Source organism: Streptomyces flaveus, assembly GCF_014647675.1.
GTDB classification, from domain to species: Bacteria; Actinomycetota; Actinomycetes; order Streptomycetales; family Streptomycetaceae; genus Streptomyces; species Streptomyces flaveus.
Window position 1 is genome coordinate 12863 of record NZ_BMPQ01000024.1, and the last position, 24258, is coordinate 37120.

General features: G+C 70.7%; 20 protein-coding genes and 1 pseudogene. 12 read left to right on the forward strand and 9 right to left on the reverse strand.

What is annotated here, in order from left to right; genetic code table 11:
- Nucleotides 1–299: 299 nt before the first annotated feature.
- Nucleotides 300–977: an ABC transporter gene (locus IEZ21_RS47995; protein WP_246568425.1), complete on the reverse strand. Its 678-nt coding sequence runs from the start codon at nt 975–977 to the stop codon at nt 300–302.
- Nucleotides 974–1879 carry an ABC transporter ATP-binding protein gene (locus IEZ21_RS48000; RefSeq protein WP_246568427.1) on the reverse strand — a complete coding sequence of 302 codons (906 nt, stop codon included), beginning with the start codon at nt 1877–1879 and terminating at the stop codon, nt 974–976. Before IEZ21_RS48000 ends, IEZ21_RS47995 begins: the two co-directional genes overlap by 4 nt.
- 71 nt (nt 1880–1950) lie before the next feature.
- Between IEZ21_RS48000 and IEZ21_RS33970 the strand changes: the two genes are divergently transcribed.
- Entirely contained in the window at nt 1951–2721 is a 771-nt protein-coding gene (locus IEZ21_RS33970) for an aminoacyl-tRNA hydrolase (protein WP_189325667.1), read from the forward strand.
- A 41-nt stretch (nt 2722–2762) separates the two neighbouring features.
- Here IEZ21_RS33970 and IEZ21_RS33975 read toward each other — a convergent pair whose 3' ends face one another.
- Together IEZ21_RS33975 and IEZ21_RS33980 are read right to left on the reverse strand one after the other, a co-directional pair.
- On the reverse strand, nt 2763–3899 hold the full coding sequence (locus IEZ21_RS33975) for a PQQ-dependent sugar dehydrogenase (protein ID WP_189325668.1): 1137 nt from the start codon (nt 3897–3899) through the stop codon (nt 2763–2765).
- Between the two features lie 94 nt (nt 3900–3993).
- Entirely contained in the window at nt 3994–5220 is a 1227-nt protein-coding gene (locus IEZ21_RS33980) for an NAD-binding protein (protein WP_246568429.1), read from the reverse strand.
- Nucleotides 5221–6128: 908 nt separating this feature from the next.
- On the opposite strand from IEZ21_RS33980, the gene IEZ21_RS33985 reads away from it, so the two are divergent.
- The 4 genes from IEZ21_RS33985 to IEZ21_RS34000 all read left to right on the forward strand — a co-directional run bounded on the left by IEZ21_RS33985 (nt 6129) and on the right by IEZ21_RS34000 (nt 11970).
- On the forward strand, nt 6129–7244 hold the full coding sequence (locus IEZ21_RS33985; RefSeq protein WP_246568431.1) for a GNAT family N-acetyltransferase: 1116 nt from the start codon (nt 6129–6131) through the stop codon (nt 7242–7244).
- Nucleotides 7245–7412: 168 nt separating this feature from the next.
- On the forward strand, nt 7413–8639 hold the full coding sequence (locus tag IEZ21_RS33990; RefSeq protein WP_189325670.1) for a DegT/DnrJ/EryC1/StrS family aminotransferase: 1227 nt from the start codon (nt 7413–7415) through the stop codon (nt 8637–8639).
- Nucleotides 8640–8877: 238 nt separating this feature from the next.
- A complete protein-coding gene (locus IEZ21_RS33995; protein ID WP_189325671.1) occupies nt 8878–10200 on the forward strand; it encodes an MbnB/TglH/ChrH family RiPP precursor modification enzyme in 1323 nt (440 codons plus the stop codon).
- Between the two features lie 129 nt (nt 10201–10329).
- Nucleotides 10330–11970 (forward strand): alpha/beta hydrolase, encoded by a 1641-nt coding sequence (locus IEZ21_RS34000; protein ID WP_189325672.1) that lies wholly within the window; start codon nt 10330–10332, stop codon nt 11968–11970.
- A gap of 150 nt (nt 11971–12120) precedes the next feature.
- Here IEZ21_RS34000 and hemQ read toward each other — a convergent pair whose 3' ends face one another.
- Nucleotides 12121–12852: a hydrogen peroxide-dependent heme synthase gene (gene hemQ / locus IEZ21_RS34005; RefSeq protein ID WP_189325673.1), complete on the reverse strand. Its 732-nt coding sequence runs from the start codon at nt 12850–12852 to the stop codon at nt 12121–12123.
- Between the two features lie 4 nt (nt 12853–12856).
- Complete coding sequence (gene hemG / locus IEZ21_RS34010; protein WP_189325674.1) at nt 12857–14350, reverse strand: protoporphyrinogen oxidase; 1494 nt, start codon at nt 14348–14350, stop codon at nt 12857–12859.
- Between the two features lie 182 nt (nt 14351–14532).
- Here hemG and IEZ21_RS34015 point away from each other — a divergent pair, with 182 nt between their 5' ends.
- Both IEZ21_RS34015 and IEZ21_RS34020 read left to right on the forward strand, forming a co-directional pair.
- The gene (locus IEZ21_RS34015; RefSeq protein ID WP_189325675.1) at nt 14533–15543 is read left to right on the forward strand and encodes a DUF4349 domain-containing protein; all 1011 of its coding nucleotides are present in this window, start codon (nt 14533–14535) and stop codon (nt 15541–15543) included.
- Between the two features lie 48 nt (nt 15544–15591).
- Complete coding sequence (locus IEZ21_RS34020) at nt 15592–16980, forward strand: FAD-dependent oxidoreductase (protein WP_189325676.1); 1389 nt, start codon at nt 15592–15594, stop codon at nt 16978–16980.
- 293 nt (nt 16981–17273) lie between these two features.
- Here the strand turns inward: IEZ21_RS34020 and IEZ21_RS34025 are convergent, their stop codons facing one another.
- Nucleotides 17274–17606 carry a hypothetical protein gene (locus tag IEZ21_RS34025; RefSeq protein WP_189325677.1) on the reverse strand — a complete coding sequence of 111 codons (333 nt, stop codon included), beginning with the start codon at nt 17604–17606 and terminating at the stop codon, nt 17274–17276.
- A gap of 113 nt (nt 17607–17719) precedes the next feature.
- Here IEZ21_RS34025 and IEZ21_RS34030 point away from each other — a divergent pair, with 113 nt between their 5' ends.
- Nucleotides 17720–18538 (forward strand): rhomboid family intramembrane serine protease, encoded by an 819-nt coding sequence (locus tag IEZ21_RS34030; protein ID WP_189325678.1) that lies wholly within the window; start codon nt 17720–17722, stop codon nt 18536–18538.
- A gap of 322 nt (nt 18539–18860) precedes the next feature.
- Here IEZ21_RS34030 and IEZ21_RS48950 read toward each other — a convergent pair.
- Nucleotides 18861–19211: pseudogene (locus IEZ21_RS48950) on the reverse strand (transposase); the annotation flags it as partial.
- Between the two features lie 347 nt (nt 19212–19558).
- Between IEZ21_RS48950 and IEZ21_RS34040 the strand changes: the two are divergent.
- The 4 genes from IEZ21_RS34040 to IEZ21_RS34055 all read left to right on the forward strand — a co-directional run bounded on the left by IEZ21_RS34040 (nt 19559) and on the right by IEZ21_RS34055 (nt 22376).
- Complete coding sequence (locus tag IEZ21_RS34040; protein ID WP_189325679.1) at nt 19559–19858, forward strand: WXG100 family type VII secretion target; 300 nt, start codon at nt 19559–19561, stop codon at nt 19856–19858.
- A gap of 77 nt (nt 19859–19935) precedes the next feature.
- Entirely contained in the window at nt 19936–20250 is a 315-nt protein-coding gene (locus IEZ21_RS34045; protein WP_189325680.1) for a hypothetical protein, read from the forward strand.
- A 31-nt stretch (nt 20251–20281) separates the two neighbouring features.
- Nucleotides 20282–21007, forward strand: a complete 726-nt coding sequence (locus IEZ21_RS34050) for a hypothetical protein (RefSeq protein ID WP_189325681.1) — start codon at nt 20282–20284, stop codon at nt 21005–21007.
- 10 nt (nt 21008–21017) lie between these two features.
- Nucleotides 21018–22376 (forward strand): hypothetical protein, encoded by a 1359-nt coding sequence (locus IEZ21_RS34055; RefSeq protein ID WP_189325682.1) that lies wholly within the window; start codon nt 21018–21020, stop codon nt 22374–22376.
- A gap of 98 nt (nt 22377–22474) precedes the next feature.
- On the opposite strand, the gene IEZ21_RS48010 is transcribed toward IEZ21_RS34055, so the two are convergent.
- Nucleotides 22475–24106, reverse strand: a complete 1632-nt coding sequence (locus IEZ21_RS48010; RefSeq protein WP_373302345.1) for an FtsK/SpoIIIE domain-containing protein — start codon at nt 24104–24106, stop codon at nt 22475–22477.
- Nucleotides 24107–24258 lie beyond the last annotated feature (152 nt).

Here is a 24258-nt window from a genome sequence, read left to right on the forward strand (position 1 = left end):
GCGGGGCCGCGGTCCGGTGCGTCAGCCCGTCGCCAACAGGGCATACGGCCCTGGCCTGGTACAAGGCCCTGGTCCTCCGAGACCGAAGCTACGCGACGGGCATACGACGCACCGGCCCACGCCCCCTCCCGCCGGAGGGCAAAGGAAGGGTTTCGTCGTGGCGTGGGTGACTGAAGTCGCAGGCTTTTTGCCTTCAGGGGCGCGGGGAACTGCGCGACCAGCCACAACGCACCCGCAGCCGCGACACGCAGTGTCACCCACCACCCCCGTAGGCGCCCCGCCCAACCGCCGGACGGCGATCAGCCTCGGCGGGTGGTGAGCGCGCAAGCCACCGCAATGGCCGCCGCTGCCGTCGCGCCGGCACCGATCAGCGGCAGCAGAGGCGCCGGTACCGTCCCCGCCTGCGAGCCCGTCACCAGGTCGCTGATCGCCGCCCGCGCAGGCGAACCCGTCACCACCAGCGCCAGCACCGCCCCGAGCAGCATCGCCGGAACCGCCCGGCCGGGCGACCGCAGCAGCGGCCACGTCGTGAGCGCGCCCACGGCCGTGCCCAGCAGGGCGCATACCAGCGCGGCGACGAGCCCGGCCCCGCCCGCCGGGAGGATGGGCAGGCGCGTCTGGTGGTTCGTGCTGGTCGGATCGCTGATCACCGTCACGACGACCGTCGCCACCACCCCGAGCAGCGCCGCCGCGCCGAACGCCGTGAGCAGGCAGGCCAGATGCGCTCGCACGGGCCCCGCCGCCGCGCCCACACAACTCCGGGCCGCGGGCGGTTCGTTGGTGGCGCAGATCCGTACGAACCAGGCGGCGACCGGGAGTACGGCGGCGGCCGCGTAACCGAGCGAGTCCAGTATCGGCTGGCCCGTCTGGACTCCGACGGCCAGGAACACCGCGTACAGGATGACCGGCGGTAGCCAGCGCTGCGAACGCAGCAGGAGGGCCGCCTGGTAGCGGAGGAGGGGGCGGAGGGCGGTCATGAGCGGACCTCGGCATCCGTGTCGGCAGAGCGGGACGTCAGTACGCCGTTCGCGGCGGACTCCTCCCCCACGCTGATCACATGCCACGGCGGGCGGGTCGTCAGCAAAGTCCTGAGAACAGTGTCCGAGTGGGTCTCGGGGACGGTGAGGCGGAGCCTTCCGGGCCCCGGCTCCTCGACGGACACCGTCAGCCGTGTCGCCTCGGCGGGCGGCTCGACACCCGCCGATCCCTCGACCTCGACGACCACGTACGAATCCCGCGGCGCCGAACTCCCCGTAACCGCACGCAAGTTGCCGTCGACCACCGCGTACGTCGCGTCCGGCACCCCCGCCAGCCGCCGCGGGTCGTGGTCGACGAACACCACCGTGCCGCCGACGGCCGTGCGCTCCAGCACCGCCCGCTCCAGTTCCGCGCGGGCGGCCCTGTCGAGGCCGGACCAGGCCTCGTCGAGGACGAGGAGTTCCGGTTCGGCGAGCAGGGCCTGGGCGACCGCGACCTTCTGGCTGGTGCCCTTGGAGAGTTCCGACATCGCCGTACGGGCGTACTCGGCGGCGCCCAGGCGCTCCAGCCACTCGACCGCGGCACGGGCTGCCTCCGCACGGGAGAGGCCGTGGATGCTGCCGAGGTGGATCAGATAGCCGGCCGCGGTGAAGGGCAGGGCGGCAGGGAAGCGCTCGGGGACGTACGCGGTGCGCGGACGGCCGGTGATGCGGCCCTCGGTGGGGGCGTCGATTCCGGCGAGCAGGCACAGCAGGGTCGATTTGCCGGTGCCGTTGGCGCCCTCGACGCGCGTCAGGGTGCCTGGGGCCAGCGTGAGGTCGACGCCGCGCAGAACCCATGGGGCGGCGCGGCCGAGGCCGTAGCGGCGACCGACCCCCTCAAGCAGCAACTCGCGATTCATGCGGGCCATCCTCACCCGTACGTTCGGATGCGCGCAGAGGAACCGATCTTCCGCCTGGCAGACTGGAGGGCGTGAGCAGCGACCAGACGAGCACCCCGGGCGGCCAGGCCGACAGTGAGGACAGCCCCTTCCGCCATGAGCAGACCGCCCGCGACAAGGCGCCGCAGTACGTGCTGCCGTTGGTCGTCCGTATCGAGCGGAGCGAGCCCCCGGCGCGTACGGACGCACTCGAAACCGCTGCCCGCGCCGTCCTGGTGATGCTCGGCGACGAGCGGTCGCAAGGGGACGGCGAGTGGGCGCAGGCCATGCGGGATTGGCAGGACGCCCGGATCCGCAAGGTGGTGCGGCGGGCGCGCGGCGCCGAATGGCGGCGGGCCGAGGCATTGCCCGGCATCACGGTCACCGGCAGGTCGGCCGAGGTGCGCGTCTTCCCGCCGGTCCCCCTGGACGGCTGGCCCAAGGACCTGGCCCGCCTCCAGGTCTCCGGCACGGAACTCGACGACCCTGAAGCACCGGGGGACCCCGACCCGACGGCCCCCGTGCTCTGGATGAGCCCCGATGTCGACATGTCGGCCGGCAAGTCCATGGCCCAGGCCGGCCACGGCGCCCAACTCGCCTGGTGGGAACTCCCCGACGAGGCCCGCACCGCCTGGCGCGACGCCGGCTTCCCCCTCTCCGTCCGCACCCCGCCTCCCGCCCTGTGGGCCCAACTCACCATGAGCGGGCTTCCGTTGGTACGCGACGCGGGCTTCACGGAGATCGCGCCCGGGCTGACCGTCGCGGTCGAGGGACACGAGCGGGTCGGCGCCCTGCCGGAAGGCGCGCGACGCCCGGCCACCTGAGGCTGAGTAGGCGGCGTCGTCCGGCAGAGCGACGGCTTCCCTCAACCCAGGGTGACCCGCAGGACGCGGTCCGTACCGTCCGGCTGGCCTCCGTTGGCGTCGGCGTTGGTGGTGGTCAGCCACAGCTGCTCGCTGCCGGGCACCTTCACGACCGTACGGAGGCGGCCGTACGTACCGACGTAGTACGCCGTCGCCGTGCCCACGTTCTCCGTGTCGCCCTCGATGGGGATGTGCCAGAGGCGCTGGCCGCGCTGGGCGGCCATGTAGACGACGTTGTCGGCGATGGCGATGCCGCTGGGCGAGGCCTCGCCGGTGGTCCAGGTCTTCTTCGGGTTGGTCATCCCGGCGACCGAGCAGGTGCCCTCGCAGGTGGGCCAGCCGTAGTTGGCGCCGGGCTTGATCAGGTTCAGTTCGTCGAAGCGGGTGTTGCCGAACTCGGCCGACCACAGCCGCCCGTTGCGGTCGAAGGCGAGTCCCTGCGGGTTGCGGTGGCCGAGGCTGTAGACGTGGTTGCCGAAGGGGTTGCCGGGAGCCGGGTCCCCGGAGGTGGTCAGGCGCAGGATCTTGCCGTTGAGGGAGTTGCGGTCCTGGGCGAGGGCGGTGTTCTGGGCGTCGCCGGTCGTGGCGTACAGATAGCCGTCGGGGCCGAAGGCGAGCCGTCCGCCGTTGTGGTACGTGGCCTTCCTGATGCCCTGGAGGATCACCGTGTAGCCGCTGAGCGAGGTGCCGTCGTACGTCATGCGGGCGATGCGGTTGCCCTCGGCGGCGGTGTGCATGAAGTACACGTGGTGGTTGGTGGCCCAATCGGGGTCGACGGCGACGCCCATGAGTCCGCCCTCGCCGTTGGTGGTCTGGCTTTCGGGCACGGCGCCGACCTGGGTCTTAATGCCGTCGGGGGTAACCTTCCAGACCCGGAAGTCGTCGCGCTCGGTGACCAGGGCGTGTGAGCCGTCGGGCAGCCAGTCGACGCCCCAGGGGATGGTCAGCCCGGTGGTGAGGGGGGTGACGGATGTCGGTACACCTACAACTGCCGCTGTGGCGGCGGGAGTTGCGGTGTCGGCCTGGGCAGGCCCGAGTCCGGTGAGACCGGCGAGTAACAGCCCGGTCAGGGACACAGCCGTGCCCGTGGTCAGCGTTCTACGGGTTCTACGGGTTCCGTGCTTGCTTGTCGGTCGCATCGGTTCTCCAAGAGTGGGGGGCCGTCTCAGAATCGCGACCTGACGGGACACGGTCAATTACCTGAACGGATCGAACAGCATCACTTGAACCGGATCAGGTGTCCTGCTGGTGATGGCACCGCGCCCCGTGCGGCCACCGGGTGAACGTCCCGTTCTCGCGCTCCACCAGCAGCCGTCGGCCCTGCGGCAGCACTCCGCGTGGCCGCAGGCCGGTCAGGCTCGCGGTCGTGTAGGCGGCGCTCAGGCTGGCGAGGTCGCGGACGATGCCGATGCTGAACAAGGACTGGGTCTCGGCGATGGCCTCGTGGTCGCCCGCCCGGATGACGACCCGCAGATCGGGTGCGACGGCCCGTGCGGCCACGGCCACCGCGATGTTGTCCAGGTCGTCGGAGGCGACTGCGGCCATGGCCTGGGCCGTGTCGAGGCCGAGCTTGCGCAGCACGAACCTGTCCCGGGCGTCGGCGACGACGACGGGGATGCCGAGTGCCTTCGCCAGCCGGAGGTTGGGGGCCGCCGGGTTGCGTTCCACCGCGATCACACCGAGGCCGAGCCCTTGCAACCGGGTGCACAGCCGGAGCCCGACCTGTCCGAATCCGACGACCACCACGTGGCCCGCGCGGGGAAGCGCCCTGGGGCCCACCATGCCGATCGAGCGCGGGGCCAGCAGACGGTCGACCATTCCGGCGGTGAAGACGGCGGTGAACACGATGGTGATCAGCATGGCGAAACTGCTGAACACCAGGTAGGCGGTCCCGCCGTGCGCGGCAGCGGGGCCGACGGTCGCCAGGGTCCGTGCCGCTTCGAAGAGGGCTTCCACCGGCGACCGGTGGTTGAGGGTCACCGACCAGATCCAGTCCGCCAACAGCACCGCGAAGAGACCGGCAAGGCCGGTCAGCATGATCCGTGAGCTGCCGTCGTGCGGTCGCAGCTGGCCCCTGATCTTGCCCAGCCGGGCCCGGTATCTCAGGGAGCGCGGCGGCCGGTACGGCTCGAGACGTACGGCGTCCTCGCCCCAGCGGGCGCCGACATGCCCCGAGGGCGTCCCGTGGAGCGCCAGCAACTCGGGCTGGAGGCAGGCGGCCAGCAGGACGGGGGCGGCGACATCGGCCGGTGAGGTGACCCGGCAGTTGGGGACCGTGCTCTCGAGCTGGCCCGCGACCGTCCGGTCGAAGACCGTCACCACCAGGGCCACGCCTGGACGGATGTGCTCGACGGCGAGCGCGTAGCGCAGGGACTCGGCGTCGTCGTCGAAGAGAACCGCGACGCTCGCCACCTTCCGGTCCAGGGCCCGTCGCAGTTCTTCGTCCGTGGGCTGGGTCATATGGCACACGACGTCCCCTGCTGATTGCAGAGAACCACAGACCCTGCGCGCCGCATCGCCGCCGATCACGACGTAGTACTGCTGCTGTGCCTCGTTCCCGTCCTCGTCCCCTCCCTCGTCCCCGGTCGACTCGGAGAGTTCCGCGGGTTCCGGGAGTCCCGCGGGTTCCGGGAGTTCAGAGGGCTCAAGGGGCTCAGAGAGCGAAGGCGCAGTCATCTGAGCGGTACGGGTCGCAGTCGAGGCATCGGAGGGTCAGGCAGCCACCGCATCGGGTGAGCGACCGCCCGCAATGGCATGTGGGGGCACTCGGATCCTCGGACTCCTTGTCCGTGACCGGTCGGCGGCGGGTCCCGGCGGTTCCCGGCACGGTACGACTGCTGGCGGAACTCATGGACTACTCCCATGGAGTTGGATGCGTTGGCGGGGCACGGTGGCACGGCACCGGCGCGTACAGGCCGTCGAGAGCAGTACGGGATTGACGGCTCCCTGGCCGACTGGGCAGGCCGGGCCGTTCGGCGCAGCCGGGCGGGGATCGCCCGCGTGGAACGCCGCGACACCGAACGTAGGGCGCCCCGCTCCCTCGCACCATGAGCAGATGTCACGCCCCCGACCCCCTGGAATCCGACAGATGCACAAAGGCCGTGGCCGACGCACCCGCCCCCTGCCACTGCAGAGCCGTAGGGGCCGATGTGGCCCCAAGTAGCCAGGAGTTACTTTGAGTTTCACCGGATATGCCCGAACAGACCTTGTTACACGATCTATAGCATTTCATTGCAACAGACACCCTTGACAGTCTGTGGGCTGTTTCGCCACGTTTAAGCTCTGCCAAGTGCAGGACAAGTGGGACGCGGAGAGCGCGTGTTGGGGGAAACGGGGGGCGGTCGCCCATGCGATCGATCAGTAATGGCATGCACATAACCATCCACAGAGCCGAGCATCTCGACGCCTCGCTCAGCCGGGCCTGGCACAAGGCGATGGACGAGTCGCCCGACTACGCCAACCCGTTCCTGGCACCGGAGTTCGCGGCCGGGATCGGCGAGTGCCGCGGCGGGGCCCGGGTGGCGGTCCTGCACGAGAACGGGGAACCCGTCGGCTTCCTCCCGTACGAACGCAACTCCTTCGGCGTCGGCCGGGCCATAGGTCTCGGCCTCTCCGACTGCCAGGCCCTCGTGCACCGCCCCGGGATCACCTGGGACACCGAACAACTGCTGCGCGCCTGCGGGCTGTCCGTCTTCGAGTTCGACCATCTCGTCGAGGAGCAGAAGCCGTTCGGCCGCTACGTCACGGGGACGTTCCCCTCACCGGTGCTCGATCTGAAGCCCGGCGACGGCGACTACGCGCAGTGGCTGCGGGCCGCGTACCCGGGGATCGCCAAGACGACTCTGAAGAAGGAACGCCGCCTGGGGCGCGACCTCGGCGAGATGCGGTTCGTCTTCGACGAGCGCGATCCGCGGATGCTGCGCACGCTCATGCGGTGGAAGTCCGCCCAGTACCGCAGGACGGGACGGATGGACCGGTTCGCGCGGCCGTGGATCGTGGACCTGGCCGACCATCTGTTCCAGGTGCGCGAGGAGCACTTCACCGGCGTACTGTCCGTGGTGTACGCGGGCGACCGCCCGGTGGCCGCCCACTTCGGGCCGAGATCGCGCACGGTGCTGGCGGCCTGGTTCACCGCGTACGACCCCGAGTTCCGCTACTACTCGCCCGGCCTGATCATGCATCTGCGGATGGCCGAGGCGGCGGCCCGGGACGGCGTACGGCTGATGGACATGGGCCGCGGTGACAAGGAGTACAAGGACTGGCTCAAGACCCGCGAGCTGCGCGTCGCCGAGGGCTTCGCGACCCGCCCTCACCCGGTGGCGACCGCGCACCGGCTGTGGCGCCGGCCGGTGCGCGGCCTGCGGAACACGGTCCTGGCCCATCCCACCCTGCGCGAGCCGGCCGACCGGCTGCTGAAGACGGTCGGTTCCTTGCGTACGTCGGGCCGGACCGACTCCGGCAGCGCCGTACCCCGCGCACGCTGAGCAGGCTTCCCTCCCCCGGCCGTCCTGTGGCGGGGCGACGGATCGACGCGCACGCGAGAGCACTCGCCTCGCGAGAGACACCCTGCCCAAGCCCCTGCGTACGCCCCTCCGTGCGCCCTCGCGAACGCGAACGACCCCTCGATGGCCCTTCGACAAGAAGAGGTGACCATGCCGTACGGATCGCGGCTCGCCGCGACGATGACACGGCGGCTCGGACGGGAATGCGTCTACACGCCCTCGGCACGGCTGGCGCTGTACCTGGCACTACGACGCTGGTGCCGGCCGGGCGCACGGGTGCTGATGTCGCCGGTGAACGACGACGTGATCCTCTTCGTCGTCCTCGCGGCCGGACTGCGCCCGGTGCAGGCCCCGGTGTCCATGTGGGACGGCAACATCGACCCCGCCGCCGTACCCGAGTCGACCTGGCGGAACGTGGACGCCGTACTGACCACGAACCTGTACGGGTTGCCGGACCGCGTCGTCGAACTGCGGCGCCGCTGCGAGGAGTTGGGCATCCCCCTGCTCGAGGACGCGGCACACGCGATCGGCACGCATGTGGACGGGCAGCCGATCGGGACGTTCGGGAAGGCGGCGGCGTTCAGCCTGTCCAAGCATGTGGCGGCGATGGCGGGCGGTTTCCTCGCCGTCGAGGACGCGCGCACCAGGCGGGAGTTGGAGCTGCTGCGCGACGATCTCCTCGAACCGGCCCGCCTGCGCACCGACCTGACCGCGGCACTGCGCCCGCTGGCGCGTTCCGCCGTACGCGGCCTCCACCTGGTGCGTCCCGTGTGGCGCACGATGCAACGCCTCGGCCTGCTGGAACGCGACGACTTCCGCATGCCCCTGCACGCGCCACGGCTGGCCCGCAGCGCTCGCGAGGCGCCCAGCCTCAAGGCGTACGAGCCATGGGTACGCGTCGACCTGCACGACTTCCGCTCCCGCCACGGAGCCCTGGTCCGCGGCCAGTTGGAGCTCCGCATGGCGGGCCTCGACGCGAACCTCGCCCGCCGCAGGGCCGGCGCCGCCCTGCTCTCGGGCACCGCCTGGGCCTCCCCGGCACTGCGCGACCGAGCCACCCACGAGGGCCCTCCTCCCGTCTTCCGGGTGCCGCTCCTGGTCCACGACCGCGACACCCTCGTGGAACGCCTGGTGAACCACGGCGTGGTCACCGGATACATCTACGATCCCCCGCTCGACGACTACGCGGGCCCCGAGTTCGCCGAACCGTCCCCCGCCCCGTCGGCCGCCCGCTGGTTCGCCTCACACGTACTCCCGGCCGACCCGCTCCTGGCCCGCAGGATCACCGCCGCGCTGACCAAGGAGCAGGCGACGACCGCGCACCCGTCCCTCGTCACCCCGCTGCCGGACCCCACGCCACGGACACGCTTGGGCTGACGGACGTGTTCGAACGGGGCGACACACCGCGACCACCCTGATCGGCGCCCACCGCCTCTGCCTCTGCCTCTGCCTCTGCCTCTGCCTCTGCCCGGCGAACCTCAAATGTTGCTCTGAACGTCCCCACCGATGGGTTCGGCCCCGCCTGCCGGGGCCATGACCCGGTTACGCCGGAACACAGGCCCGTCGAAGGAGACGACGCACAGGTCCTGGTGAAACCGTGGTGAAGGAGGGGACCATGCAGCGACTGGGTACGGGAATCGGATGGCGGCCGGAGATCGCCGAGGCCGTGGAACGCATGCCCGGCATCGACTGGGTCGAGGCCGTCGCGGAGAACGTGTGCCCTGGGCACATCCCCGACTCGCTGCGGCGCCTGCGCGAACGCGGCGTCACGGTCGTACCGCACGGCGTCTCCCTCGGCCTCGGAGGCGCCGAACGGCCCGACGAGGACCGTCTCACCGCCCTCGCCGAACGCGCCGAGGCGCTCGCCGCACCGCTCGTCACGGAGCACATCGCGTTCGTCCGCGCGGGCGGCACTCTCACCGCCTCGCCACGCCTTGAGGCCGGGCACCTGCTGCCCGTGCCGCGTACCCGGGACGCCCTCGACGTCCTGTGCGAGAACATCCGTATCGCGCAGGCCGCCCTGCCCGTGCCGCTCGCCGTCGAGAACATCGCGGCGCTGTTCTCCTGGCCGGGCGAGGAGATGACCGAGGGGCAGTTCCTGTACGAACTGGTCGACCGTACCGGCGTACGCCTCCTCATCGACGTGGCCAACCTCCACACCAACCACGTCAACCGCGGCGAGGACCCCGCCAAGGCCCTCGACGAACTGCCCGTCGAGGCCATCGCCTACGTCCACGTCGCCGGCGGCTTCGAACGCGACGGCGTCTGGCACGACAGCCACGCCCACGCCGTGCCCCCGGCGGTCCTCGACGTCCTCGCGGACCTGGCGTCCCGGGTGCGTCCACCGGGCGTACTCCTGGAGCGGGACGAGAACTTCCCCGAACCGGCAGAGCTGGCGCGGGAGTTGACGGCGATCCGGGAAACCGTGGAGAACGCTCCGAAGGTAAGCGACGAGTCTTCAGGCGTACGGGACGGAGGCGCCCCGAAGGACAACACGGCCACGGACACAGGCACCGGCACCGAACCCGCCCGTCAGCGCCTCGCCCTCGCTCAGGCCGCCCTCCTCTCCGCACTCGTCGCCGGAACCCCCGCACCCGAGGGCTTCGACCGGACGCGGCTGGCCGTGCAGGCGCGGGCGCTCGCCTCGAAGCGGGCCGACGTCGTGGCCAAGGTCGCTCCGGAACTGCCGGAGATCCTGGCGGGGGCGTACCGGCCGCGGTTCCTGGCGTACGCGCACGGCCACCCGATGACCGACGGCTACCGGCACGACGCGCTGGCCTTCGCCGAGCACCTGCTCCTGCACGGCCGCCTCGAAGACGCCGACGTACAGCGGGAGTTGAGCGACTGGTGGCTGGAACGCTCGGGTCCCGCCCCGCTGTCCCGACGCCCGGCGGCCCGCTTGGCGCGCGCCACGCGACGGGTCCTGCTGAGGCGTTGAGACGCTGAGGCACAACAGGCACCGCCAACAAGGGACATAGAGCCGACACCGGCAGACCGGTGCTTTACTTCGCCAAGTACCCAACGAAATATCCCTTTTGACATGGTCGTGTGCTGAAGGGATATGTGAATGAGAGCCGCCCTCCTCCACGGAACCGCAGGTTCCCTGGTCCTGACCGCCCTCGTCGCCGCCCCCGCGGGCGGCGACGCCCGGGGCGCGTCGCCGGGCCGGGCCGAGCGGCACGGCGTGACCGTCGCCGCCGCGCGCGCCGCCGAAGGCATCCGCTTCGGGAAGTGCGCCGAGGAGCAGGACGGCCCGGGCAGCCGTGAGTGCGGCACAGTGACGGTGCCTCTCGACTACGCGCGACCCGACGGCGAGAAGATCCAGCTGACCGTCAGCCGCACGCGGGCGACCGGCAAGAACGGTGAGGACGGCGAGGACGGCAAGCGGCGGGTACCGCGGCAGGGCTCGCTGGTCTTCAACCCTGGCGGTCCCGGTGCCTCCGGCATGCACTTCCCGCTGGCCGGCCTGCTCCCCGAGTGGAAGCGCATCGCGGCGGCGTACGACCTCGTCGGCTACGCCCCACGCGGAGTGGGCCGTTCCGCGCCACTGTCCTGCCAGGACCCGAAGCGGCTCCTGAACGGCCCCTCGCAGGCACCGGCGAACCCTTCGGAGTCGTACAAGAAGAAGCGCGTCGCGCGGGCGAAGGCGTACGCGCGCGGCTGTCTGAAGCGTTCCGGCAGCGGGCTGCGGCACTTCACGTCGCTCAACAACGCGCGCGACCTGGACGTCCTGCGCGCCGCGCTCGGCGAGCGGAGGCTGACCTTCATGGGCGCCTCGTACGGCACGTACATCGGGGCCCTGTACGCGACGTTGTTTCCCTCGCACGTACGCCGGATGGTCTTCGACTCGGCCGTGAACCCGGACCCGGAACGGATCTGGTACCGGAACAACCTCGACCAGTCGCTCGCCTTCGAGAGGCGTTGGGCGGACTTCCGCGCGTGGGTGGCCAAGCACGACGAGGTGTACGGGCTCGGCAGCACACCCGAGGAGGTGCTGCGCAGTTACGAGAGGGTGCGGGCGCGGCTGGCTGCCGAGCCTGCGGGCGGGAAGGTCGGGCCGGGGGAACTGCAGAGCGCGTATCTGCAGGTGGGTTACTACGACGACTACTGGCCGCGGCGCGCGGAGGCGCTCTCCGCGTATCTGAAGAGCGATCCGAAGCCGTTGATCCTGCAGGCGGGGCCGCAACCGGAGGTGGTGGCCGGGCAGGAGAACGGCGACGCCGTCTACACGGCCGTCGAGTGCAATGACGCGCCCTGGCCGACGGACTGGCGCACCTGGAACCGTGACAACACGCGGCTCGCGCGCGTGGCGCCCTTCGAGACCTGGGACAACGTCTGGATGAACCTGCCGTGCGCGTACTGGCCGGTGCCGCGGCAGCGGCCCCTCGACGTACGGACGTCACCCGGCGAGCTGCCGCCGACACTGATCCTGGCCGCCGAGCGGGACGCGGCCACGCCGTACAAGGGGGCACTGGAGCTGCGGCGGCGGCTGTCCGGCTCGGTGCTGGTGACCGAGCGGGCGGCGGGCGCGCACGGGATCGGGGGCGGGGCGAACCCGTGCGTCAACGGTCACCTCGACGCGTATCTGCTGGAGGGGGAGCTTCCGGTGCGGAGCGAAGAGTGCGGCCCCCATCCCGAGCCGAAGCCCGCCTCACCGGGCGACCGCTTCCGGCCGAGGGCCGCCCAGCTGAGCGCTCCGCTGGGTTAGGCGGTTCGAAAGCTGCGGGTTCGTCGTGGCTGGTCGCGCAGTTCCCCGCGCCCCTAAAGGAAGGCCTGCGGCCTCCTTTAGGGGCGCGGTACCGCACCGACTTCACCAAGGCCGCTTAGGCCCTGTCGTCAAACCAAGGTCTGGCCGAGGTCAGGCCAGACCCGCGACCAGCTCACCGATGTCCTTGCGACGGCCCGTGTAGAACGGGACCTCCTCGCGGACGTGCATCCGGGCCTCGGAGGCGCGCAGGTGGCGCATGAGGTCGACGATGCGGTACAGCTCGTCGGCCTCGAAGGCGAGGATCCACTCGTAGTCGCCGAGGGAGAACGAGGCGACCGTGTTGGCGCGCACGTCCGGGTAGCCGCGGGCCATCTTGCCGTGGTCGGCGAGCATGCGGCGGCGGTCCTCGTCGGGCAGCAGGTACCAGTCGTAGGAGCGCACGAAGGGGTAGACGCTGATGTAGTTGCGGGGCGTCTCGTCGGCGAGGAACGCCGGGATGTGCGAGCGGTTGAACTCCGCGGGGCGGTGCAGCGCCATGTTCGACCAGACCGGCTCCAGGGCGCGGCCCAGCTTCGTACGACGGAAGAGGTTGTACGCCTCCTGGAGCTGGTCGGAGGTCTCCGCGTGCCACCAGATCATGAGGTCGGCGTCTGCGCGCAGCCCGGACACGTCGTACGTGCCGCGGATCGTGACGTCCTTGGCGGCGAGCTGGTCGAAGAGCTCCTGGACCTCGTCCGCGTAGCCGGCGCGGTCCTCGGGGAGGACGTCTCGCAGTTTGAAGACGGACCACAGGGTGTAGCGGATGACCTCGTTCAGGTCCTTGGCCAGCTTGCCCTTGTTCGGGATCCTGGCGGGGTCGGTGGTGGGGGCGTCGTCACTCATGGGGCTATTCTCCCGCTCCGCCGTGCCGGTTCTGCACCGGGTTCATGATCAGCTCGTCCAGTCCCAGTCCCAGTCCACCGCGGTCGCCTCTCAGCTGGTCCACGGCGGCGTACGCACTCGCGATGCACGCCGGGATGCCCACTCCGTCGTACGCCGCTCCGCACACGGCGAGGCCCGGCAGCTTGCCGACGTGCTCTCGGATGCGGGCCACGCGCGCGTGGTGGCCGACGGGGTACTGGGGCAGGCCGTCGGTCCAGCGCGTGACGCTTGCCGCGACGGGGACGGCGTCGAGTCCGGTGGCTTCGCGCAGGTCGTGCCGCGAGACGTCGACGAGCTCGCCGTCCTCGCGCCCGAGGATCTCTGTCTCGCCGTACCGCCCCACGGATGTCCGCAGGACCAGCACGTCCGGGTTCTCCTCGTCGATCCACCCCCATTTCTGGGAAGCGAACGTCGACGCCTTGATGGTCCGCCCGTCAACAGGCGGCACCAGAAAACCGCTTCCTTCAGGGAGGCGGATTTCATCGCGCCGGTAGGCGAGCGTGACGAGCGCCATGGAGGCGTACTCGACACCGGCCAGCTCGGTCGCGGCAGCGGGCGCTTCGTCCCGCAGCAACGCGGCAGCCGCGCCGGTGGGAACGGCGAGGACAACGCCGTCGGCATGGAGCACACGCTCTCCGGCGACGATGCGCCAGGCCAGTTCACCGGATCGCCCAGCCGCCTCTCCCGCGACCCTGCGCAGCTCCGTCACCCGCGCCCCGGTGACGATCTCGCCGCCCCGCGCCCGTATCAACTCCGCCACCGCGAGCGGCAGTTGGCCGACGCCGCCCTCGATGCCCATGAAGACGGGGCCGGTCTGCTGTGCGGCAGCCGCACGGGCCTGGATTCCCCGGACCGCCTCCGTCAACGACACGTGCGTACGCGCCGCCTCGAAGAGCTGGGGGACGGCCGAGCGCATGGAGATGCGGTAGGCGTCGCCCGCGTAGACGCCACCCAGGAGCGGCTCGATCAGTCGGTCCACCACCTCGCGGCCGAGGCGGGCCGCCACGTACTCCCCCACCGCCACGTCGTCGCCGGTCTCCGTGCGCGGCAGGTCGGCGTCGCGCTCGATGCGGTGGACGCCCTCCTCGGAGAGCAGTCCGGCGAGGGCCGACGCGGTGCCGGGCACACCCATGACGTGGCCCTTGGGCATGGGCCGCAGCGCCCCGCGCGTCCAGATCGACGCGCTCGCCGTCGCGGGCTGCCGGAGCCGGGCGTCGAGGCCCACCTCGCGGGCGAGCGCCACCGCCTCGGGGCGCCGGGCCAGCATCGACTCGGCGCCGAAGTCGACCCGCGCACCCGCGATCTCGCCGGGGAGCAACTTGCCGCCGAGCCGGCCCGAGGCCTCCAGGACGGTCACGCGCGCGCCGCTGTCCAGCAGCCGGTGCGCGGCGGCCAGACCGGCGATGCCGCCCCCGATGACGACGACGTGACCGGGTCCCGTACGAGTGTCTGCGTGCATGTCTCCACTGTCCCACTCCCCACTGACATCCCTTCGGCCCCCCTTCGGGCCCTCCTTCGGCCCGCGGTGTCCATGACGAGTCCGGACCGTGACCTGTTCGGAACCGGATACGTCCAACGTCCCGCCCCGCTCGGGCGTCGAAGGAGCGTCAGTCATCACGACACCTTCGGGGGTACGCCGACATGCAGACACGTGGCACCACATCCAGGCACCGGTCCATACGGTCCGTACGGCCTGTTCAAACTCTCTCCGCGCTGCTGCTGGCCGCCGCTCTCGCGCTCGCGGGGTGCGGCGGTGCGGACGAGGCCGGCGGCTCCACTTCCGACAGCGGCGATGGCGATAAAGCCGCCGCCCGCGCCGACGAGGGCGCGGCCAGCCACCAGAACAGCAGCAGCGACGGCAAGGGCCAACAGGCCACCGCGCCGCCGAAGTTGAGCGCCACCCACATCATCCGTACCGCGTCCTTGACCGTGCAGGTCAAGGACGTACCCAAGGCCCTCGCCGAGGCCCGTACCGCCGTCGAGACCGCGGGCGGCATCGTCGGCAACGAGACGACCGACCGCGACTCCAAGGGCCGCGAGCGCTCGCGAGTCGTCCTACGGGTGCCCACGGACCGGTACGAGGAGGTGCTCACGGACTTGGAGGGCTCCGGCAAGCTGATCGACCGGAAGGCGAAGGCGGAGGACGTCACGGACCAGGTCGTCGACGTGGAGAGCCGCATCAAGACGCAGCGCGCCAGCGTGATCCGGATCCGTGAGCTGATGGACCAGGCGACCAAGCTCAGCGATGTGGTCACGCTGGAAGGCGAGTTGAGCACCCGTCAGGCCGACCTGGAGTCGCTGCTGGCCCAGCAGGCATCCCTGAAGGACCGTACGAGCCTGGCCACGATCACCCTGTCGCTGTCCGAGACACCGGTGAAGGCGGCGGAGGACGAGGACCCGGGGCTCGCGGACGCGCTCGCGGGTGGCTGGAACGCGTTCGTCGAGACGTTCCGCTGGATCGCGATGGCCCTGGCCGCCCTACTCCCCTTCCTCGTGGGCGCGGCGCTGCTCCTGCTGCTGTGGACGCGTGTCCTGCGCCCCCGGCTGCCGCGCCGCCCGGCCACGGCGGGCGCGGGAGCGGGTACGGCGACCGCCGGCATGTCCCTGCCGGTCGCCCGGCCGGCGCCGGGAGCGGACGACAAGGAGGACTGACAGGAAGGCTGGCGGGACTGAAATGCCAGTCCCCCGTAGCGTGTTCGTATGAGCATGAGCCGTACGAGAGAACGCCTGGTGGTCGTCGGAGGGGACGCGGCGGGCATGTCCGCCGCGTCCCAGGCGCGCCGGATGAAGGGCCCCGACGAACTGGAGATCATCGCGTTCGAGCGCGGCCACTTCGCCTCCTACTCCGCGTGCGGCATCCCGTACTGGGTGGGCGGCGACGTCTCCGACCGGGACGAGCTGATCGCGCGCACCCCCGAGGAGCACCGGGAGCGCGGGATCGACCTGCGGATGCGTACGGAGGTGACGGCGCTGGATGTCGCGGGCGGCCGGGTCCGCGCCCGTGACCTGGAGTCCGGGGCCGAGGAGTGGACGTCGTACGACAAGCTCGTGATCGCGACGGGCGCCCGGCCGATCCGGCCGCCGCTGCCCGGCATCGACGCCCCGGGCGTGCACGGCGTGCAGACACTCGACGACGGCCAGGCCCTGCTCGACACACTGGCCCGTACGTCCGGCCGGCGCGCGGTGGTGGTCGGCGCCGGCTATATCGGCGTGGAGATGGCCGAGGCGCTGATCAACCGCGGGTACGAGGTGACGGTGGTCAACCGCGGCAAGGAGCCGATGTCCACGCTCGACCCGGACATGGGCCGGCTGGTGCACGAGGCGATGGAGGGCCTGGGCATCACGATGGTGAACGACGCCGAGGTCACCAAGGTCCTCACCGGCGAGGACGGCCGGGTCCGCGCGGTCGCCACGGAGGACGCCGAGTACCCGGCGGACGTGGTGGTCCTCGGCATCGGCGTACGCCCGGAGACGACGCTCGCGCAAGCGGCGGGGCTGCCGCTGGGCGACCACGAGGGTCTGCTGACCGACCAGGCCATGCGGGTACGCGGCTACGAGAACATCTGGGCCGGCGGCGACTGCGTGGAGGTCCTCGACCTGGTCTCCGGCCGCGAACGGCATATCGCACTGGGCACGCACGCCAACAAACACGGCCAGGTGATCGGCGCGAACGCCGGCGGCGGCTACGCCACGTTCCCCGGCGTCGTCGGCACGGCGGTCAGCAAGGTCTGCGACCTGGAGATCGCCCGCACCGGCCTCCGCGAAAAGGACGCACGCAGGGCAGGCCTCCAGTTCGAGAAGGTCACCATCGAGTCCACAAGCCGGGCGGGCTACTACCCGGGCGCCGCCCCGATGACGGTGAAGATGCTCGCCGAACGCCGCACCGGCCGCCTGCTGGGCGTCCAGATCGTCGGCCGCGAGGGCGCGGGCAAACGCGTGGACATCGCAGCGGTAGCCCTGACGGCAGGCATGACGGTGGACCAGCTGACAGCCCTGGACCTGGGCTACGCGCCCCCGTTCTCCCCGGTGTGGGATCCGGTGCAGGTGGCGGCGCGCAAGGCGGTGGGGGCGGTATTCGGCAAACGGTAACGATCTAGCTGGGGCCCGCGACGGTAACTGCCTGACCGGGGCCTGGGCAAGCGCCTCCAAAGGGGCCGCAGGCCTCCTTTAGGGGCGCGGGGAACTGCGCGACAAGCCACATCGCGCCCGCAGCTCAGATGCAACCTCCGCTCAAACGAACCCCCCGCTCAACCCGCGGAGCGACACGCGCGCGTGGCTCTCCGCGCCAGCCACGCGCGCGCGTGCTCACGGCTCAGGGCGCCGAAGACGCCTGGGGGCGTCGGGCCCCGGAGCCCTGAGGGCCCGGGAGCCCAGACGACGTCTCAGGCACCCTGAGCCGCTCCAGGGGTGGTTCCGTTGATCTTCTCTATGGCCTGCCGAGCCTGCTCGCCAGGCGACCGCGGCAACGACGAGACCGGCGACACCTGCGGAGGCTGCGGCGCCGACTGGGGCCGGGCGTGCGAACCGGCCTGACGGCTGCGCAGCCGGTGGCTGGCCGCCTCGTCGAGGGTCACGGGGCGCTGCATGCTCGCGGCGAGCCGACCGGCTTCCTGGCCGAGCGCGGCCACGTCCTCCCACGACAGTCTGAGCACGAGGGCTACTTCCGCCTCGCCATCCGGCGTGGCGATCATCGGCGGAGCGACTCGGTCGTTCATTGACCTGTTCCTCACGTGTTGCTGGGATCACGGCGGTTGCCGAAACATACGCAGACGCCCGCGCTCCCGTTCAGACCCGTTCAGAAGGGCCCGGTCGCGGGCAGGAGTTCCTTGTGGTCATCCCCGTCCATGATGTGAACCCGGCCCGCCGCACACCGTTCGTGACGTACGCGCTGATCGGTGCCAACTTCCTTGTGTTCCTGGCCACTCCGGGCGTGGCCGCGTCGCTGGTCGGCGAGAGCAGTCTCGCGCAGCTGTGCCAGCTGCAGGCGTTCCTGGACCAGTGGGCCGCGGTGCCGCGCGAGATGCTTCATGACCGGACACCGACCGTCGTGCCCACCGGCGACGTGGGTGTGGGCCCGCAGGGACCGGGCTGTGTGGTGGGCCCGCCCGACTACGACAAGTCGCCCCCGCTGTCGGTGCTCACCGCGATGTTCCTGCACGGCAGCTGGCTGCACCTGCTCGGCAACATGCTCTTCCTGCTGATCTTCGGCAACAACATCGAGGACCGGATGGGGCACATCCGCTTCCTGCTGTTCTACGTGGCGTGTGGCTACGCAGCCGCGTATGTTTTCGCCCTTGCGAACTCCAACTCGGGCGACCCGCTGATCGGCGCTTCCGGGGCGATCGCGGGGGTGCTCGGCGCGTACCTCGTGCTCTATCCGAAGGCCAGGGTGTGGGTGCTGGTCCCGTTCCTGATCTTCCTGCCCCTGCGGCTGCCCGCGTGGATCGTGCTGGGCTTCTGGTTCGGACTGCAGGCCGTGTACTCCTCCGGCCAGGGCGTCTCCGACGCCGGCACCGTGGCCTACGTGGCGCATGTCGTCGGCTTCGTCGCGGGCATGCTGCTGGCCTGGCCACTACGGCCCGGAACCCCACCACCACCGGAGCCACGGGGGCTGCTGTTCGGCAGGCGGGCAAGGCCGCGCTGGTGAGACGGCGAAGCCCTCCTCGACGCGAGCCCCACAACTGCCGACGGCCCGGACTGGGCGACACGCACGGACGACACAAGCCAGAGGCCCCGTCCGACACTCTCGCTGGTGTCGGTGCGTCGCTCGTAGTAACGGACCAGGCGTCGGCTGCGCAGGAGCCAAGCGGGTTGGGTCGGCCGCGCGGCGAGGTGCCTGCCGTGGCATGCCGTGGCAGGTCTTTTTCCACGCGGCCTCCCGCCGAACCGGACATGACGATTTCTCGGTCATCCGGCTCTCCCGTGATCACGACGTGAATGATCTGGCTGCTTGTGCCGCATGGATGCGGTCACGACAGGCGTCGCAGGCCACGACGGTCTTGCGGCGCCGGGGGATACAAACGGAGCGCCTCGTGGCGCACAAGGAGCTTTCGACGACCCAGCGGCGGGGCAGGACCTGAAAACCGCTGGTGTCGTCGCTGCGGCGGACGATGTTGAGGACGAGCCCCAGATGCTGGGCCGTCCAGTCGCTTGAGGTGTCCGGTGTATCCGCCGTCGGCCCAGACCCGCGCCGGCCGCCGGAAGTGATTCTTTGCTGTGGGCAGCAGGACGCGGGCGGCGTCCCGGTCGGCCGTGGATGCCGGTGTGACCAGCACAGCCAGAAGGAGTCCGAGGGTGTCGCTGAGCAGGTGCCGCTGACGTGTGCTGACGCTCGCAGTCGGCGTCGAGAGCGATCACTTGATCACCGATGATGATCGTGTCCAAGCCCCCTGCGGGGATCACCTCCTGCGTGCTCGGGAGCCACCAAGTCCAGTCCAGACCGAGGGCCCCGCAGGTCGCCGGGGTCATGAACGGCTCATCGGATGTCGGGCCATTGAGCCCTTCCGTCGCTTCCCGAACCCAAGAGCGAGTTCGGTTTACTCGCCCCGGTCTGGGTGCTTTCGTCACTGTTCAGCAGCAGCCGTGAACCGCCCCGGCAGGTGCCCCGTAGAGCCCGGTGTATGCGGCCCAACGGCCGCGGCGATACGGAGCGACGGAAGGACTCGGCATGGCCGGCGGCAACATCCAGATCAGCCCGGACGAGATGCGGGAGGCTTCGGCCTGGCTGCAGAACCAGAAGGAGCTGATGCAGCAGAGCCTCCACGAGGCCAACACCAAGATGGAGGAGATGGTCGAGGCGGCCTACGCGACGCCGGGCTCCGAGACCAAGTTCCGTCCGTTCTGGGAGGAGTACAAGAACGGCACCCAAGAGGCGATCGAGGGGCTGCAGGGCGTCAGCGAGTTCATCAAGCAGGTCGCCGACGCGTTCGTGGACACCGACGACCAGACGGCCAGCAGCCTCGGCTGAACACGCCTCGCACCGTCCGGCCCCGCCCTCCCCGTGGAGGGCGGGGCCGGACGCCCGGGGCAGGAGAGGAGACACCGATGGGTCGCATCAGCGTTCCCGTGCAGGATTTGACGGACACGGCCAAGGAGCTCGAGAACATCGGGGAACTGCTCGGCAACAGCGCGACGCTCTACCACGCCACGGGTGATTCCGGCTCGTTCAAGAGCATGGCCGGCGGCGGCGACCTCGCGGAGGCTCTCGAAGAATTCGACGACGCGTGGAAGAAGGGTCACGAACGGGTCCACGACAACGTGAAGGTGTTCGCGGAGAACACGGACAAGATCTCCGAGAACTTCACGAAGACGGACGACGAGAGTGCCAACGCGCTGGACGATTCCAAGAAGGACACGTGACAGGAAGCGTCGTGCAGAAGGGAAACGCGTCATGACGCGTCCGATCACGGAGCGGCCCGAAGGCGCGCCCTCGGGATACAAGCTGATGTTCCCCACTTCCTGGTGGCATCTCGACCTGGACCCGAGCACCCGTGACGCCTCGATCCGCCGCACGATCGAGTCCCAGGTGAAGAGCACCCCGCAGCTCTCCCGCGAGCAGGTGGACGACCTGATCCGCAGCACCCGGCGCACCGCCCGCGAGGCACACGCGCAGGGCGCGCTCCAGGCCTCGGGGATGCTCAGGATCATCAACAGCGGCAACGGCCCTCTGGTACTCACCGCCACGACGGTCTTGCTGCGGGTGTCCGTGCCCGAGGGGGAGTCGGAGGATCTGGCCGACCTCGTCATCGCGGCCGGCATTCAGGTCGGCACCGAAGCGGAGGGCACCGGACTGCCGCCGGGCGAGGTGGAGTTGCTGGATCTGCCTCTGGTGGGTGCGGTCGGGCGGATCACCAGGATCGAGGACGTGGACATCAAGGGGAGCCGGATCCCCACGGCGATGCGGCACACCCTGATTCCGGTGCCGAACAGCCGGGACTATCTGGTGATCGCCAGCTCGACCCCCAACGTGAATCTGGCGGAGCAGTTCTACGAGGTCTTCGACGCGATTGCCGAGTCGTTCCGTTTCGATGACCCGGCCGGCACGTCCGGCGCAGCGGATCCGGTGGCAGAAGCAGCCGTTGGGGACCCCATGAGCACGGAAGACAACGGAAAGTGAGTTCGCGGGCATGGTGCGGCCAGCGGTATCCGAATGGGAATCGGTCTTCGGGTTCGCCGACGACCCGACTCCGGGCGACGCGGAGATGCTCGGGAGGCTCGCGAGCAGCTACCGCTCCGTGGCCGACAACGCGGGCGACGCCCTTCCTCTCGTCTCCCAACTGGAGAACCAGCAGGTGGGCGAGGGAAAGTCCATGGAGAAGCTCCGGGACAAGCTCGGCGACTTGGCCAACCATGTGCGCAAGCTGCACAGTTCGTACGACCAGGCAGCCAGCGCGCTGAGCACGTACATGAAATCACTGAGCGATCAGCAGCAGAGGGCAGACCAGGCGCTCGCGGACGGGCAGGATGCCAAGGATCGGCTGGCGTCGGCCACCGAGGTGGTGCGTGCGGCCGGGGCCGACATCGGCCGTCTGGACGCGGCCGCACCCCCTCCGGACGATCAGGAGGCACGGCGGAACACGCGGCGTGCGCTGGACGAGGCCAGGGACAGCCAGTCCTCGGCACAGGGGCTTGCTGACGACGCTCAGGCGGATCTCGACGCCGCCCGCCTGCTGGCGGAGGACGCGCGGAACGTGCGCGAGGCCGATGCCGCCGTGGCGGCCCGGGCGCTGGACGAGGCGCGGGACGAGGCGGTCGAGGGCAAGAGCGTCTGGGAGAAGATCCGCGACAAACTCAGCCTCGCCTTCGGCATCATCGGCGGCGTCCTGGGCGTCCTGGCCATGCTGGTTCCCGGCCTGCAGGGCATCGGACTCGCCCTGACGATCGGCAGCTTCGCGTTCAGCGCGGCGGCGTTCGGGATCAACATCTCCAAGAGCGTGGAGACGGGGGAGTGGGATGTGCTCGACATTGTGTTGAGCTCAGTCGGGCTGATCCTCGGCGGGGCCGCGATCGTGAAGGGCGTCGGCGCGATCGTCCAGGCGGTCAAGGTAGGCGGCATCGGCAAGATCGGCAGCGGCATCAAGGATTTCGGGCGCGAGTTCAAGCTGATTCCCGAGGCCCTCACCAAGACCCTCCCCCGGAACATCCGGATCACTGTGAACGACATCAAGAACATCCCCGGTAAGTTCGTCGACGTCGTGAAGGGCATCGGGTCCAAGTTGGACGGCATCGCGTCGGGCGTACGGTTCGGCATAACCCCGAACGGAGGGTTTCTGGGGAGCATCTGGAAGGCTTTCGGCACGCGCTCTCCCCTGCAGCCGAATCTGCCGACCGTCCCCGGCCTGGCGGGGGGCACCTACCGCTGGCCGCTTCCGGAGGTGGCCGGCTTCTGGCTGGGGGTGGCGGGCCTCATCTACGGTCCGGCTGCCTATGCGGACCACAAGGCCCCGCAGGTGCACGACTCCAGCTACCTCCCCGGCACGACCTGACCCGGTCTCGCCCGGGATACGAGAGGGCTCCCGCCGGCCTCATCGGCGGGAGCCCTCTGTTGTGTGCGGACGGCGTGTCCGGTACGGGTGTCCGGCGGTCAGGCCGGGGTGCCCGGCTCCGCGATCACCGTCTCGGGGACCTGCACGGTCCGCAGCACGCCGTCTCCCAGGTGCAGGATCGCCCGGCCCGGACGGGTCGCGCCCAGTCGGCTGCGCGGCACCTTGACGCCGATCAGTTCGCCGTCGCTCATGTTCTGCGGCTTCAGCAGCAGTCCGTACCGGTTCCGGCGGGCCTCGGTGTGCCAGCCGGAGAAGCCGGAGGTGAGCCGGTCGGTCTGCCCGGCGACGACCAGCCCCCGGCCGGTCTCCGCACCGGACTTGGAGATCTGCGTGAGGACCGGCTCGGCCTTCGTCTTCAGCAGCAGGTCGGCGTCGTCGAGGAGCACCACGGCCCCGTCGGGCGAGGAGGCCAGCGCCTCCTCCAGGGCCATGGGGTCGATGTCGGACTCGTCGAACACCGCGAGCACGCCGGGCCGTCCGGCGAGGTCGCGGAGCGGCGAGCGGGCCGGCGCCCCGATCACGACCGGGGTGCCGGCCGTGAGCAGCGACAGCGCGATCGTCGACAGCACGGTGCTGCGCCCGGAACGGGCCGGGCCCGCCACAAGGAAGGTCGGCGTCATCGAGAAGTCCGGTCCGAAGGCAGTCAGTTCGTCGCCGCCGACGCCGGCCACCGCCCATCGCGGGTGCGGCCACGGTTGCGGCGCGTACCCGGCCGCCTCCTCCCAGGTGAGCCGGTCCGGCAGGGTGTCGACGCGGAACGGCCGGGTGGAGGCCGGCAGGTGAGCCGACCGTTCACGGCACTGCTCGGCGATCTGCTGGAGCGCCGCGGCCTGCGCCTGGCCTTCCGGGTTCTCCGTAAGGAGCGCGATCTGTACCTCGGCCTTGTCCGCCGCCCGCAGCGCCCGGCCCGGCGGAATCTCGTCGGGCACCTTCCGCTGGGTCACGCCGATCGCGCCGTACTCGGACTTCTCGTTCAGCTTCAGTACGAGTTTGTCCTCGGTGGAGCTGCCGACCCGGCTGGAGAACAGCGCCCGGTCGCCGGTCATCACCAGGTGGATGCCGGCACTCGCGCCGTCCCGGAGCAGGGTCAGCACCCCGGACAGCAGGTTCCCGGCGTCGTACTCGCCGAGCTGCTTGTCGAAGACCTCCCACCGGTCGAGGAACACGACGATGTGCGGGGGCCGTTCGTCCACCGGCAGGCCGCGGCGCAGCTCCGGCAGGTCGGCGCTGCCGCGGGCGGCGAGCATCTCCTGCCGCCGGGCGAGCTCCCCCGTCAGCCGGGCGAGCAGCCGGGCCACCCGGTCCGGCTGGGTGCGCTGGGTGACGGCGCCGACGTGCGGCAGCCTCTCCATGGCCAGCAGGGCGCCGTTGCCGCAGTCGATGCCGTACAGGTGCAGCTGGGCCGGGGTGTGGGCCTGGGCCAGCATGCCGGCGAGCGTGCGCAGCGTCTGCGACCGGCCCTGCCGGGGCGAGCCGACGACGTGCAGGTGTCCGAGTGTCGCCGGGTCGATCACCAGGGGGAGCCGGGTCTGTTGGGCGGGCAGGTCCACCACGCCGTACGCGACGGGCGCGAGGTCGTAGTCCGAGAGCGGGGCCGGCGGCAGTTCGCCGGTGACCAGCTTCTCGGGCAGCGGCGGCAGCCAGGGGCTGTGCTGTGCAGGGATGCCCATCTCACGGTCCGCTTCGCGAATCGCCTTGACGAGTCCGGTGAGGTCGGTCTCCACCTCGGCGGGGGCGGCCGCGCCCCGTGGCCGCGGCGGGAGCGGCTCGCCGAGCCGCTCCCAGCCGACCGCCACCGCCCAGGGTGCCGGCAGCGAGGTCG

Excerpts from the sequence above, each read along its gene's own strand:
- IEZ21_RS34025 (WP_189325677.1), bottom strand. The coding sequence starts at position 17,606 with ATGAACGACCGAGTCGCTCCGCCGATGATCGCCACGCCGGATGGCGAG.
- IEZ21_RS33995 (WP_189325671.1), top strand. The coding sequence starts at position 8,878 with ATGCAGCGACTGGGTACGGGAATCGGATGGCGGCCGGAGATCGCCGAG.
- IEZ21_RS34055 (WP_189325682.1), top strand. The coding sequence starts at position 21,018 with ATGGTGCGGCCAGCGGTATCCGAATGGGAATCGGTCTTCGGGTTCGCC.
- IEZ21_RS48010 (WP_373302345.1), bottom strand. The coding sequence starts at position 24,106 with ATGGGCATCCCTGCACAGCACAGCCCCTGGCTGCCGCCGCTGCCCGAG.
- IEZ21_RS34040 (WP_189325679.1), top strand. The coding sequence starts at position 19,559 with ATGGCCGGCGGCAACATCCAGATCAGCCCGGACGAGATGCGGGAGGCT.
- IEZ21_RS33990 (WP_189325670.1), top strand. The coding sequence starts at position 7,413 with ATGCCGTACGGATCGCGGCTCGCCGCGACGATGACACGGCGGCTCGGA.
- IEZ21_RS47995 (WP_246568425.1), bottom strand. The coding sequence starts at position 977 with ATGACCGCCCTCCGCCCCCTCCTCCGCTACCAGGCGGCCCTCCTGCTG.
- IEZ21_RS34045 (WP_189325680.1), top strand. The coding sequence starts at position 19,936 with ATGGGTCGCATCAGCGTTCCCGTGCAGGATTTGACGGACACGGCCAAG.
- hemG (WP_189325674.1), bottom strand. The coding sequence starts at position 14,350 with ATGCACGCAGACACTCGTACGGGACCCGGTCACGTCGTCGTCATCGGG.
- IEZ21_RS34020 (WP_189325676.1), top strand. The coding sequence starts at position 15,592 with ATGAGCATGAGCCGTACGAGAGAACGCCTGGTGGTCGTCGGAGGGGAC.
- IEZ21_RS33980 (WP_246568429.1), bottom strand. The coding sequence starts at position 5,220 with ATGACCCAGCCCACGGACGAAGAACTGCGACGGGCCCTGGACCGGAAG.
- IEZ21_RS34000 (WP_189325672.1), top strand. The coding sequence starts at position 10,330 with ATGAGAGCCGCCCTCCTCCACGGAACCGCAGGTTCCCTGGTCCTGACC.
- hemQ (WP_189325673.1), bottom strand. The coding sequence starts at position 12,852 with ATGAGTGACGACGCCCCCACCACCGACCCCGCCAGGATCCCGAACAAG.
- IEZ21_RS48000 (WP_246568427.1), bottom strand. The coding sequence starts at position 1,879 with ATGAATCGCGAGTTGCTGCTTGAGGGGGTCGGTCGCCGCTACGGCCTC.
- IEZ21_RS34050 (WP_189325681.1), top strand. The coding sequence starts at position 20,282 with ATGACGCGTCCGATCACGGAGCGGCCCGAAGGCGCGCCCTCGGGATAC.
- IEZ21_RS33985 (WP_246568431.1), top strand. The coding sequence starts at position 6,129 with ATGCACATAACCATCCACAGAGCCGAGCATCTCGACGCCTCGCTCAGC.
- IEZ21_RS34015 (WP_189325675.1), top strand. The coding sequence starts at position 14,533 with ATGCAGACACGTGGCACCACATCCAGGCACCGGTCCATACGGTCCGTA.
- IEZ21_RS33975 (WP_189325668.1), bottom strand. The coding sequence starts at position 3,899 with ATGCGACCGACAAGCAAGCACGGAACCCGTAGAACCCGTAGAACGCTG.